This window comes from Pseudomonas sp. B1(2018), assembly GCF_003097365.1.
GTDB classification, from domain to species: domain Bacteria; phylum Pseudomonadota; class Gammaproteobacteria; order Pseudomonadales; family Pseudomonadaceae; genus Aquipseudomonas; species Aquipseudomonas laurylsulfatiphila.
This window is the reverse complement of sequence record NZ_PYUK01000015.1, coordinates 31,420-43,968: the sequence shown is the minus strand read 5'-3', so window position 1 is coordinate 43,968 and position 12,549 is coordinate 31,420. Positions and strand designations below refer to the sequence as shown.

The 12,549-nt window shown below is 63.0% G+C and carries 9 protein-coding genes and 1 pseudogene; all 10 read right to left on the bottom strand.

All coding sequences use genetic code 11. The annotated features are described in order from the left end of the window. Positions 1-50: 50 nt before the first annotated feature. Positions 51-1,418, bottom strand: coding sequence for a DUF1329 domain-containing protein (locus C9422_RS22095; protein ID WP_007974213.1), 1,368 nt, complete (start codon positions 1,416-1,418; stop codon positions 51-53). A 26-nt stretch (positions 1,419-1,444) separates the two neighbouring features. Then, complete coding sequence (locus C9422_RS22090) at positions 1,445-3,277, bottom strand: DUF1302 domain-containing protein (RefSeq protein WP_116582139.1); 1,833 nt, start codon at positions 3,275-3,277, stop codon at positions 1,445-1,447. 158 nt (positions 3,278-3,435) lie between these two features. Further along, on the bottom strand, positions 3,436-4,224 hold the full coding sequence (locus tag C9422_RS22085; protein WP_116582138.1) for a crotonase/enoyl-CoA hydratase family protein: 789 nt from the start codon (positions 4,222-4,224) through the stop codon (positions 3,436-3,438). Between the two features lie 9 nt (positions 4,225-4,233). Next, positions 4,234-5,235 carry an acyl-CoA dehydrogenase family protein gene (locus C9422_RS22080; protein WP_116582137.1) on the bottom strand — a complete coding sequence of 334 codons (1,002 nt, stop codon included), beginning with the start codon at positions 5,233-5,235 and terminating at the stop codon, positions 4,234-4,236. A 24-nt stretch (positions 5,236-5,259) separates the two neighbouring features. Then, positions 5,260-6,417, bottom strand: coding sequence for an acyl-CoA dehydrogenase family protein (locus C9422_RS22075; RefSeq protein WP_116582136.1), 1,158 nt, complete (start codon positions 6,415-6,417; stop codon positions 5,260-5,262). Then, the gene (locus C9422_RS22070; RefSeq protein ID WP_116582135.1) at positions 6,414-7,622 is read right to left on the bottom strand and encodes a lipid-transfer protein; all 1,209 of its coding nucleotides are present in this window, start codon (positions 7,620-7,622) and stop codon (positions 6,414-6,416) included. The genes C9422_RS22075 and C9422_RS22070 overlap by 4 nt, the downstream gene beginning before the upstream one ends. A gap of 31 nt (positions 7,623-7,653) precedes the next feature. Further along, complete coding sequence (locus C9422_RS22065) at positions 7,654-8,793, bottom strand: acyl-CoA dehydrogenase family protein (RefSeq protein ID WP_095967213.1); 1,140 nt, start codon at positions 8,791-8,793, stop codon at positions 7,654-7,656. Between the two features lie 214 nt (positions 8,794-9,007). Then, the gene (locus tag C9422_RS22060) at positions 9,008-10,531 is read right to left on the bottom strand and encodes a long-chain-fatty-acid--CoA ligase (protein ID WP_116582134.1); all 1,524 of its coding nucleotides are present in this window, start codon (positions 10,529-10,531) and stop codon (positions 9,008-9,010) included. Continuing rightward, a complete protein-coding gene (locus tag C9422_RS22055) occupies positions 10,522-10,956 on the bottom strand; it encodes a PaaI family thioesterase (protein WP_116582133.1) in 435 nt (144 codons plus the stop codon). Before C9422_RS22055 ends, C9422_RS22060 begins: the two co-directional genes overlap by 10 nt. Then, a pseudogene (locus tag C9422_RS22050) lies at positions 10,956-12,515 on the bottom strand (long-chain fatty acid--CoA ligase); the annotation flags it as partial. The pseudogene C9422_RS22050 and the gene C9422_RS22055, both read right to left, overlap by 1 nt. Positions 12,516-12,549: the final 34 nt, after the last annotated feature.

Below are 12,549 nucleotides of genomic sequence, written 5' to 3'. Positions count from 1 at the left end.
CAACGCACAACGCCCTGCGAACAGGGCGTTGTCTGAAGCGCGGCAACGGGTCAGCGAATACCGTCGTTGCGCAGCGCCGCCGGGGTGAAGTCGGTCATCTTCGCGGTCATGCCGTACGTCGTCGCATGCCTGGACTGGTTGGTCATCGCCAGGACGTTGTAGCGACCGGCAATCAGGTCGTAGATGCCGAGCATGGAGAAGTTCGACGAACCGCGCTCGTAATCGTTGACCGCATAACCTTCCGCCACTCGCCACAACTGCCCGCGGCCGTCGTAGTGATCGACCTCGGCCAGTTGCCAGGTGTCTTCGTCGAAGTACATGTCGCGCTTGGCGTAGACGTGGCGTTGACCGGGCTTGAGCGTGGCCTGCACGTGCCACACGCGGTGCAACTCGTAACGGGTCAAGTCCTGGTTGATGTGCCCCGGCTTGATGATGTCGTCGTACTTGACCTTCGGCGACTGCAACTTGTAGTTGTTGTACGGGATGTACAGTTCCTGTTTGCCCACCAGTTTCCAGTCATAACGATCCGGCGCGCCGTTCATCATGTCGGTGTTGTCGGCGGTGCGCATGCCGTCGGAACCGTTGCCCGGGCCGTCATACGCCACTTGCGGTGCACGGCGCACGCGGCGCTGGCCGGCGTTGTAGACCCATGCCAGGCGCGGCTCCTTGACCTGGTCGATAGTCTCGTGGATCAGGATCACACTGCCGGCCATGCGCGACGGCGCGGTGATTTCCTGCTTGTAGTAATACAGAACGTTATCGGCCTGCCCGGCATCGACGCCTTCCATCAACTGCGGAAAGGCCAGTTTGTCTTCGTACTCGACGATGGAATAGGAACCGTTGGTTTGCGGGGCCGCCTGGGCCGCGATACGTTCCATGTTGCCGCCGCGATAGCGGTTGGTGTGGTTCCAGTACACCTCCACACCGTTCTTCGGAATCGGGAACGGGTAATAGCGGGTCTGGGTGAAGTTCACCAAGCCGTTGCCGTCAGGGGTGAGTTCGGTGGTCACCGCACTCTTTTTGGCGATGTCATAGATATTCTGTGGCGACGCGGCCGTGCGTTGGGTCTTGTACACCGGGATCCGGTAGCTGTCCGGATAGCGCTTGAACATCGCCAGTTGACCGGGGGTCAGCTTGTCCTTGTACTGCTCGACGTTGGCTGCCGTGATCACGAACTGCGGCTTGTCACTGGCAAACGGATCGCCAAGAAATCCATTGTCGAGTGGCGCCGCGCCGGGCTTCAGGCCACCGGTCCAGGCAGGAATGCTGCCGTTGGCATTGCCCTCTTTCTGCGCCCCCAACGGCGTCAGGGTGGTGCCCAGCTGGGCCGCTTCCTGCGGGGTGACGGCGGCCATGACCCCAGTGGCCAGCAACGACAGACTCAGTGCGCCGGCGCGCAGAATTAAACGTGCGTTCATGTTCAGTTTCCTCTGGCAGGGTTGCATCAGAAATTCACGCCGAAACTCAGCGCGGCGTAATCACGGTCGACGTTGGTATTGAAATCGCCACCGAAGTAGTTGGTGTAACTGAGGCTGGCGGTGTAGGTGTTCTGGTAGTCGGCATCGACACCGAGGCTGACCGCCTTGGAACCTTCATCGAAGTTCGGGCCGTAGCCCTGGACGTCGTGGGACCAGGCAAGGTTCGGCGAGAGGTTGATACCGGCGATCGCGTTCGGGTAATCGAGCTTGCCGCGCAGCCGATAGCCCCAGCTGCTGCTGGTGTAGAAGCCATCGTTGTTGCACTCCTGCGCCGGGTTGCTGGCGTTGGGCAGGCCCGCTGCGCTGCCACGGCAAGTGGCCGCACCGGCAGCACCCGGCAGTTCGCCAGAACCGAAGGCCGGGCTGCGACCGAAGCGCAGGTCCGTACCGTCCGCCTTGCCCAGGCCGTTGATCTTGTTGTAACCCACCTCGCCCACCAGGGTCAGGCGACTGGCACCGAACACCTGATCGAAGAACTGCGTCGCGGTCACCTGCGCCTGGGTCACCGGCATGCGCTTGTAGCCATTGACCTCGCCACCCAGGGTTCGCCCGGCGAAACCGGTGGTGATCAGGGGTGATGTGGCACCGAAGGTCGCCGCGGACAACAGGTCGGCGGTGTTCAGTTGCAGCGGCATGTTCGGCCGGTAGCTGAGTTCACCCCCCAGCGAAACGCCAGCGACGTTGGTCTGGAAGCTCAAGCCGTACAGGCGAATGTCTTCCGGATAATCGATGAAGTAGCGGGCACTGCGCGCCGAAGCCACGCCCCCGGCCGGGTTGCTCATCTGGTTGATGCTCAGGTACGGGTTGCGGCTGTGATAGTTCATCGCATAGGCGCCGAACTCGGTGTCGTTGGCTTCCGGCACGTACCAGCGCAGAGCCAGGCCATACTGGCCGCTGTCGCGCGCATCGTTGTCGTTGAGGCGCGGGATAAAGGCATCATCGGTGCCTGCGGCAATGGCCGCCAGACCACCGGTGTTCTTCGCCACCCCCGGTGGCAGGTCGAGACCGGCGATCACCAGGCGGTCGTCACAGCCTTGCGGTACGCCGTCATTGCCAAAGAACGTGCCGCAGTTGTCGACCACCGACTTGTCCCATTGCAGCTGGTAAAACGCTTCGGCGGTGATGTTGTCCGCCAGGCCCTGGGACACGTAGAGCAGGTTGACCGGTATCAGGCCTTCCTTCACTTCCGCACCGGGACGACGCAAGGCGGCGACGTCGATCGGGTTGATGCTGTTGATCGAGTTGCCGATGAACGTACTCTCGCCCCAGCTCACCACTTGCTTGCCCAGGCGCACGTTGCCGACCTGATCGCCAATCGTGTAGTTGTGGTAGACGAAGCTGTCGAGGAACATCGCGCCGGAGGACTTGGCGGCGCGATCACGCCCCGAGTCGTCGATGTCATAGAACGGGCGGCTCTCGTCCATCAGCTCGAAGTCATACCAGTATTTACCGCGCACGAACGCGCCGCTGTCGCCGTACTTCAGCTCCAGGTCATGCACGCCCTTGAAGATCTTCGAGAAGGTTTCACCCTTCTTGAAATTCAGGCGGTTGTCGTCGGTGGTCCGGGACGCGGACTGACCGCCGGTAACGCCCTGTGAGTTGAAGTTGGAGATGAATTGCTTGTCTGCATCAGCCGTCGACCAGCTCGCCCCTATCGACAGCGATGAATCGAAATTGCCCTGAATTTCCCCGATGTTGAAATCAACAGCGTGAGCCTGATTGCTCGCGCAAGTGGCAACCATTACAGCGACGGCCAGCAGACTCGGCTGGAAGACTCCGCGCATTGTTTTTGTTGTCATGCGGTTTCTCCGGTTAAGGATTAAGTGTTGGAGCGCCCATGCTAGTGGGGCTCCGGCCCGTCCCTCACACCCGAACGGGTGATTTGAAGGGGTGTTGGTCGCGAGGTTTCGCGCGGTGTAACAGCCCGGTCCAAGCCGGGCGTTACGCTCGGTGACACTCACCCGGTAAAGCTCGGCACGCGTTTGTCGATAAAGGCCGCCACGGCTTCGCGGTGGTCGGCGGTCTGGTGCGACAGCACCTGAAACGTCGCGGACATTTCCAGCAGCGTGTCGAGCCGGGTGTGCAAGGCCTCGCGCAGCAAACGCTTGGCCAGACGCACGGCGTGAGGCGGGTTGGCGGCAATCGACGCGGCGATGTCCCGTGCCGTGTCCAGCAACTGTTCGGCGGGAACAACACGGGACACCAGGTTCCATTGCTCCGCTTGACGGGCGTCGATCATTTGCCCGGTCAACGTCAACTCGGTGGCACGGGACAGACCGATGATCCGTGGCAACAGCCAGGCGCCACCGTCCCCCGGAATGATCCCCAACTTGACGAAGCTCTCGGCAAACTTCGCCTGCCCGGACGCCACGCGGATGTCGCACATGCACGCCAGATCCAGCCCCGCGCCGATGGCCGCGCCATTGACCGCGGCGATCACCGGGACCTCCAGATTGAACAGCGCCAAGGGCAGGCGCTGAATGCCGGTGCGATATTCCTGACGCAATTGCATACCCGACATTTGCGCATAGCGGTCCATGTCGCGCACGTTGCCGCCGGAGCAAAACGCCGTGCCGGCGCCGGTGATGATCACTGCACGGACGCTGCTGTCGCGCTCGATGCGCTCGATGGCTTCGAGGAACTCCGGCACGGCACTGTTGCCGGTCAACGGATTGCGTCGCTCGGGGTCATTCATCGTCAGGGTGACGACATGACCTTCCTGTTCGTACTTCAAAAACGGCTTCATGGCTGATCCTCAAGCAGTTGGAGACGGGGTGACGTGACGCACGAATTCGCAGGCCGTGACGTTCGGCTGCGTCAGAAACGCCTGGCCGACAATCCCGTTCCAGTAGGTTTCCGAACCTTCGCTGATGCGCCACTCGTGCAGGCGCCGGGTGAACAGTTGCAGGTCCAGTTCTTCGGTCACGCCGATGGCGCCGAACAATGCATGGGCGATGGCCGTGACTTGAGGCACCGCCATGCTGGTTCGCGCTTTGGCAATGGCCGTCGCCATCAGCGGCGGCACCTGCGAATCGCCGGCAAACGCCAGTTCAGCGGCGATGCGCGAAGCGGCAACCTGCTCGGCCATCACGCTGAGCTGATGCTGCACCGCCTGGAACTTGCCGATGGCCTTGCCGAACTGCACGCGGTCGTTGCAGTACTCCAGCGTCATGGCAAGTGCCTGCTCCATGGCCCCGGCGATGGCGGCGGCGTGGATGGCGGCGTTGAATACCCGTACTTCCTCGCCGTTATTGCCGATGGCGCTACCGAGTGAGTCCTGCGTCCAGTACAAGGTGGCGCATTGACTGCCATGAACGCCCGTGGGCTGACGGCGGGCCAGGCTGCAATCAAGCAGCAACAACTGGCCTTCCAGATTGACCAGCGCAAAATCGGCCATCAAGCCAAACGCCACCCGTGGCACGCACAACAGGCCATCGGGCTGGCGATGGGCTGTACCGGCCAGGGTCAACATGCCGCTCGGTGGCGCGCTCGGGCAGTCGCGCATCAACGCGCGAGCGGCCATGCTTTGCGCCGCCGGGACCGGCAGCGCGCAGCGACCGAAGGCGACAAAAATCGGCAGCAGTGCATCGAGCGCAAGGCCCGCGCCACCGGCGACTTCCGGCGTCAGCAATTCGAGAAAACCGCTGTCTTCCAGGGCGCTCCACAACGTCGTTGCGCTGTCTGCACTTTCCACGGCACGGACCCGCGCCGGCGTGCACAAGTCGCTGAGGATCTTTTCAATGGCTTCAGTGAACATGAAGTATTTCCTGTTGGAGGTGCATCAGCGCAGGCCAAGGCCGCGGGCGATCATGCCGCGCAGGATTTCCCGGGTGCCGCCGCGCAACGAGAAGGTCGGCGCGACCTGGTTCAGGTAGGCGACCGTGCTGTAGAGCGCCTCATCGACCGGTACATCCGGAACGGCGCTGATCGCCGCGGCAATCGCTGCCGGGATCGCTTGCTCGAATTCGGTGCCGATGTCCTTGACCAGTGCGGCTTCCACCACCGGGCTTTGACCCCGTGCGAGCAGTGCGGTCAGTGCCAGCGACAGGTTGCGCAGGCAGGTGAGCTGGCTGAGAAAACTACCGAGCAACGCAGTCTCCTGAGCCGTCGCGCCTGTGCGCCGCAACGTCTCGGCCCACAGGTCGAGCAACACGATGCTGGAGTAGAAACGCTCCGGCCCGCTGCGCTCGAACGCCAGTTCGGCGTTGACCTGTTTCCAGCCACTGCCCTCCTCGCCCACCAAGGCGTTTTCGCCGAGCAAGACGTCGTCGAAGGCCACTTCGGAGAAATGCGCGTCACCGGCCAGGTCAACGATGGGACGCACGCTGATACCTGGCTGCTTGAGGTCGATGATGAATTGCGACAACCCGTTTTGACGGTCCTCGGGCGCACCGCTGGTGCGCACCAAAGCGATCATGTAGTCGGCGTGATGGGCGTTGGTGGTCCAGATCTTGCGCCCGCTCAGGCGCCAACCTTCAGGGCAACGGGTGGCACGACTGCGCACGCTGGCCAGATCCGAACCCGAGTTCGGCTCGCTCATGCCGATGCAGAAAAACGCCTGGCCGGCGCAGATGCGCGGCAGGAAAAAATCCTTCTGTGCATCGCTGCCGAACTTCAGGATCAACGGCCCGCTCTGGCGGTCGGCGATCCAGTGAGCCGCCACCGGAGCACCGACAGACAGCAGCTCCTCCACCAGCACGAAGCGACTGAACGCATCCAGCCCGGCACCGCCATAAGCGGCGGGCAAGGTCAGGCCGACCCAGCCGCGCTGCGCCAGTTGCCGACTGAAACCTGCATCGAAGCCGGTCCAGCTGCGCGCTCGCACACTTGCCGAAACCCTTGGCAGATGCTCGGCCAGAAAAGCCTTGACCTCGGCACGAAAGGCTTCTGCGTGTGGCGGCAGTGCGGTCAGGCGAAAGGCGTCGAGCAAGCTGCTCACTGGGCACCTCCACTGACTTTGCCGTACAGCGTCACCACGCATGCACCGCCCAGCCCGAGGTTATGGGCCATGGCCAGGCGCGCACCGTCGACCTGCCGCTGCTCGGCATTGCCGCGCAATTGCTGGGTCAGCTCGTAGCACTGCGCCAAACCGGTCGCACCCAACGGATGGCCCTTGGAAAGCAGACCGCCGGACGGGTTGATCACGATCTGCCCGCCGTAGGTGTTGTCACCGTCCATGACGAACTTCTCGGCCCCGCCCTCGGGGCAGAAACCCAGCGACTCGTAGCAGATCACTTCGTTCTGGGCGAAGCAGTCGTGCAGTTCGCAGACGTCGATGTCCTGTGGACCGACGCCGGCCTTCTCGTACACCTGGCCCACGGCGGCGTGGGTCATGTGGGTGCCCACCCAGTCGAGCATCGACGGTTTTTCGAAGTTGAAGGATTCGGGCGTGTCGGTGGTCATGGCCTGGGCGACAATTTCCACGTCGCGGCGCAGGCCATGTTTTTTCGCGAAACGCTCGGACACCAGGATCGCCGCCGCGCCGCCACAGGTCGGCGGGCAGGCCATCAGGCGGGTCATGACGCCTGGCAGAATCACCGGGTCGTTCATCACGTCTTCGACGCTGAGCACCTTGCGAAACAATGCCAGCGGGTTGTTGGCGGCATGACGGCTGGCCTTGGCGCGCACTGCGGCGAAGGTTTCCATTCTGGTGCCGTATTTCTGTATGTATTCGCGCCCGGCACCACCGAAGGTACGGATGGCCTGGGCCATGCCATCCATATCGGCGGTCAGGCCGCGCAGGATCGGCAGGAAACGTTCACGGGTCGGCGGGCGGTCGTCCCAATGGGACTTCAATGCGCCGGCCTGCATCTGCTCGAAACCCACCGCCAGTACACAATCGGCCGAACCGGATTCGATGGCCTTGCGCGCCAGGTACAACGCGGTGGAGCCGGTCGAGCAGTTGTTGTTGACGTTGACCACCGGGATCCCGGTCATGCCGACTTCGTAGAGCACGGTCTGGCCGCAGGTGGAATCACCGTAGACGTAACCGGCGTAAGCCTCCTGGACCAGGCTGTAATCGATCGCCGCATCGGCCAGGGCGCGACGCACCGCTTCGGCCCCCATCTGCACATAGGTCGGGCTGTCGCTGGGCTTGCGGAACGGGATCATGCCAACGCCGGCAACCAGTACTTTTTCGCTCATGGTGTCACCTGAAAAAATGCGGGAAAAGGAATCACAACTGGCGCGCGATGAGTTCGCGCAGCACTTCGCTGGTGCCACCGAAGACACGCGTCACGCGCATGTCGACGAAGGCGCGGGCGATCGGGTACTCCATCATGTAGCCGTAGCCGCCATGCAGCTGGACCATGTCGTCGATGCACTTCCACAGCGTTTCGGTGGCCAGGAGCTTGGCAATGGCCGACTCCTGCACCGTGAGGCGACGACGCATGTGCTCACTGATGTAGTGGTCGATGGTCAGGCGCACGGCCGTGGCCTGGGCCTTGATGTCCGCGAGCTTGAATTTGGTGTTCTGGAAGTCCCAGACGGTCTGATTGAACGCCTTGCGATCCTTCACGTACTCGACGGTCTGTTCCAGCAGGCGTTCGAGCTTGGCGGCGCTGTACAGGGCGATCACCAGGCGCTCTTGCGGCAACTCTTCCATCAGGTGCATGAAGCCCTTGTTCTCTTCGCCGAGCAGATTGCCCACAGGCACACGGACATCGTCGAAGAACAGCTCGGCGGTGTCGGCAGCGTGCTGGCCGACCTTGTCCAGCTTGCGCCCGCGGCGGAACCCTTCACGGTCGCACTCGACCATGATCAGGCTGCAGCCCTTGGCCCCGGCACTCGGGTCGGTCTTGCACACGACCACCACCATGTCGCAGGTCAGGCCGTTGCTGATGAAGGTCTTGCTGCCGTTGATCACCCACTCGTCGCCGTCACGCACGGCGGTGGTGCGGATCGCCTTGAGGTCGGAACCGGTGCCCGGCTCGGTCATCGCGACGGCCAGTACGGTTTCGCCGGTGCAGATTTTCGGCAGCCATTTCTGCTTCTGCTCTTCGGTGCCCAGACGCACGATGTAGGGCGCGACGATGTCCGAATGCACGCCCAGGCTCCAGCCCGAAACCCCGGCGCGGTAAAGCTCTTCGATCAACACCGCCGAGTGGCCGAAGTCGCCGCCGCCACCGCCATACTCGGTCGGCACGGTGAGGCACAGCAGATTGTGGCGGCCAGCCTTGAGCCAGGTTTCCCGGTCGACCTGCCCGGCCTCGTCCCACTGCGCCTGTTTGGGCAGGCACTCACGCTCGAAGAAACGCCGCGCGGTGTCGCGCAGCATTTCGTGGTCTTCACGGTAGACGGTACGGTTGATATGCATCGGGATCTCCAGTGGGTTGCCAGGCAAGGCTTGCGCCTGGTTCGTAGAACCACTGTATTGGCGGGGGGTGGGTCGTGAAGCCACCCGGATCGGGTAGCGATCACCGCCGACCGTAGGAGCTGCCGCAGGCTGCGATCTTTTGATCTTGATTTTTTGAAGATCAGGATCAAAAGATCGCAGCCTTCGGCAGCTCCTACAGGGGCGGTTATGGGGGTTATTGGCGCAGTTCGCGCTTGAGGACTTTGCCGGCGGCCGACAGCGGCAGTTCGTCGCGAAACTCAACGGTTTTCGGGCATTTGTAGGGTGCAATGAATTCGCGGCAGTACCTGCGTAATTGCTCGGCATCGACCTGGGCACCGGGCTTGCGCACCACCACCGCGTGCACTGCCTCGCCCCACTGTTCATGGGCAACGCCGATCACCGCGCACAGCGCCACGGCGGGGTGCCGCGCCAGGACGTTTTCGACTTCCGCCGAGTAAACATTTTCGCCACCGCTGACGATCATATCCTTCAAGCGGTCGACGATGAACAGGTAGCCCTGCTCATCCATCCACGCGGCATCGCCGGTGTACAACCAGCCATCTCGCAATGCCCTGGCCGTTTCCTCGGGCTTGTTCCAGTAACCCTGCATGATGTTCGGCCCGCGCACGATGATCTCGCCCACCGTGCCTCGCGCGACTTCCTGACCTTGCGGGTCGACGATCTTCACGTTGACCCCCAACCCGCCGCGCCCGACCGAACGCGACAGACCACTCTTGCGTGCCTGCGGCGTGTGATTGCACGGCAGATTGCTCGACACCACCGGGCAGGCTTCGGTCAACCCGTAGGAATGAGAAAGCTCGAGATCCGGAAGCCGGGCCAACACCTGTTCCACCATTTCGCCAGCGCTGGGTGACGCACCGTAGGTCAGGCGTTTCAGGCTACCGAGGTCATGGCGATCGAAGTCCGGATGGGCCAGCAGCGCCAGGATCATGGTCGGCACCAGCAGCGTCTCGGTGATCCGTTCCCGCTCGATCACCTGCAGCACTTGGGCCGCGTCGAAACTCGACAGCAGCACATGGCTTTCACCGGCCATGAACTGAATCAGTGCCCGAGCCATGCCGGCGACATGGAACAGCGGTGCCACGTGCAACAGTCGACCGTCACGGATCGGCGGCATGTCGACCATGCGCGGCATGCACGCCGACCACAGGTTCAAGTGCGACTGCATCACGCCCTTGGGAAACCCGGTAGTGCCGCCGGTGTACATGATGCAGGCGAGGTCTTCACCGCCACGCCCGGCGTCTTCGACCGGCGTGGCCTGGGCAATCAGTTGCTCGAAACCCAGCATGCCCACCGGCACTTCGCCCTCGCCTGCATAGATAAACCGTGGCGCATGGCGGGCACTGATGCGGATCTTCTCGGCCAGTGGTGCAAAGTGTTCGTCGACGATAAGGATGCCGGTACTGCAATCGTCCAGCGAATAGACGATCTCCGGCACGCTCCAGCGGATGTTCACCGGGTTGAGCACCCCGCCGCCCCACCACACGCCCATGATGTATTCCAGGTAGCGGTCGGAGTTGAGCGCCAACATGCCGACCCGATCGCCGGCCGCCATGCCCAGACTCTGCAAGGCACCCGCCAGGCGAGCGACGCGGTCACCAAACTGGCGATAGGTCCGACGGCGATCACCGAAAACCGTCGCGAGCTGATCCGGGTTCTGTTGCAACGTGCGTTGCAGGCATTGGGTCATGTACATGGCGTCTGGCCCTTCCAGGGGGTGAAGACGCCGTTGGCACGTAACACCAGGCGCTCGCCGACCTTCAACAGGCAGCTGGCGTTGATGAAGGTGCCGCCGCGCTTGAGCACTTGCACATGCGCCTCCAGCCACTCGCCTTCGTGCACCGGACCGAGGTAATCGACGTTCAGATTGACCGTCACTGCCACCGACTGCGACACCGAAAGGCGCCGCAAAATGACGCCGAACGCGCTGTCCGCCACCGTGGCGAGAAAGCCGCCGTGGGCGATGCGCACGTAATTGAGATGTTGGGGTTCGAGGCGCACCGCCAGGATCGGCAGCGTTTCATGTACATAAAAGTCGCCGCAACAGCGCAAAAAACCCGAGCGTTGTTCCAGCGCGCAGAAGCCCTCGGGAATCAATGCGCCACCGTTCACTTGTGGCATCAGCTGACTCCCCGATCCTTGCCGGCCCAAAACGGCTCGCGCAGATCGCGCTTGAGCACCTTGCCAGCGCCAGACAGCGGCAACGCGGTGCGGAACTCGACCGACTTCGGCGTCTTGTAGCCCGCAATCTGCCGCCGGCAATGCTCGATGATCGCTGCGCCCGCGGCTTCGTGATCGGGCTTGAGCACGATCACAGCATGCACCGCTTCGCCCCACTGCGCGCAGGGAATGCCGATCACTGCGCAGGCGGCGACGGCCGGGTGACTGGAAATCGCGCTTTCGACTTCACCCGAATAAACGTTTTCGCCGCCGCTGACGATCATGTCCTTGAAGCGGTCGACGATGTAGACATAGCCGTCGTCGTCCATGTAGGCGCCGTCGCCGGTGTGCATCCAGCCGCCACGCAGGGCCTGGGCGGTTTCTTCGGGTTTGTTCCAGTAGCCGAGCATGATGTTCGGGCCACGGACCAGCACTTCGCCGACCGTGCCGCGCGGCACCTCGTTGTCGTGTTCGTCGACGATGCGCACGGTCACGCCCAGCCCAGGTCGCCCGGCAGAACGCAATCGGCCATTGGCGATGCCTTCGGCGCTATGGTTTTCCGGACCGTTGGCGCTGATCGGCGGCGCCGCTTCGGTCATGCCGTAGCCCTGGGTGAACTCGACATTAGGCAACGCCTTGAGCGCCAGCTCCAGCAAGGGCACGGCAATCGGCGAGGCGCCGTAGGTGAGACTGCGCAGGCAGCTCAGGTCATGTCTGGCGAATTCCGGGTGCATGATCAATGCCTGAAGCATGGTCGGCACGATCAGGATGTCGGTGATGCGCTCGCGCTCGATGGTACGCATCACGTCCAGGGCATCGAAGGCCGGGACGAAAATGCTCGGCAGACCGAGCAGCGAGATCAGGATGACCCGCGACAGCGCCGCCAGGTGGAACATCGGCGCGATATGCAGGGTCAGGGCATCCGCCGGCACCGGCACATCGGCCGCACGGGCCACGGCAGCGGTCCACAGGTTCATGTGCGACTGCATCACGCCCTTCGGCCGGCCGGTCGTGCCGCCGGTGTACATGATGCTCGCCAGGTCATCACCGCCGCGAAAGGCGTCGTCCACCGGCGTAGCTTCACGAATCAGTTGCTCATAGGACAGCATGCCTTCGGGCAATGGCCCGTCGCCGATGTGAATCAGCAATGGTCGTACCTTGGCGCTGCCGGCGATGTCTTCGGCCATGGGCAGGAAGGTGTCGTCGATCAGCAGGATGCGCGTGTCACAGTCGTCCAGCGAGTAGACGATTTCCGGCACGCTCCAGCGAATATTCACCGGGTTGACCACGCCGCCGCCCCACCAGGTCGCCAGGAAATACTCAAGGAATCGGTCGGAGTTCAGGCCCAGCAGGCCGACGCGGTCGCCGGTGTGCATCCCCAGTTGCTGCAACGCCCCGGCCAGACGAGCCACCCGCTCGGCCAGTTCGGCATAGGTGCGGCGGCGGTCGCGAAAGACTGTCGCCACGGCATGGGGACGTTGCTGCAACACGCGGTGCAGGCCTTGGGTCAAATACATGGGGTTCTCCTGTGAATTATTGTTGTCAGGTCAGGAC

Bases quoted from the DNA above. Each gene is read 5' to 3' on its own strand.
- C9422_RS22090 (WP_116582139.1), bottom strand. From the start codon at position 3,277: ATGACAACAAAAACAATGCGCGGAGTCTTCCAGCCGAGTCTGCTGGCC.
- C9422_RS22055 (WP_116582133.1), bottom strand. From the start codon at position 10,956: ATGCCACAAGTGAACGGTGGCGCATTGATTCCCGAGGGCTTCTGCGCG.
- C9422_RS22095 (WP_007974213.1), bottom strand. From the start codon at position 1,418: ATGAACGCACGTTTAATTCTGCGCGCCGGCGCACTGAGTCTGTCGTTG.
- C9422_RS22065 (WP_095967213.1), bottom strand. From the start codon at position 8,793: ATGCATATCAACCGTACCGTCTACCGTGAAGACCACGAAATGCTGCGC.
- C9422_RS22070 (WP_116582135.1), bottom strand. From the start codon at position 7,622: ATGAGCGAAAAAGTACTGGTTGCCGGCGTTGGCATGATCCCGTTCCGC.
- C9422_RS22085 (WP_116582138.1), bottom strand. From the start codon at position 4,224: ATGAAGCCGTTTTTGAAGTACGAACAGGAAGGTCATGTCGTCACCCTG.
- C9422_RS22080 (WP_116582137.1), bottom strand. From the start codon at position 5,235: ATGTTCACTGAAGCCATTGAAAAGATCCTCAGCGACTTGTGCACGCCG.
- C9422_RS22060 (WP_116582134.1), bottom strand. From the start codon at position 10,531: ATGTACATGACCCAATGCCTGCAACGCACGTTGCAACAGAACCCGGAT.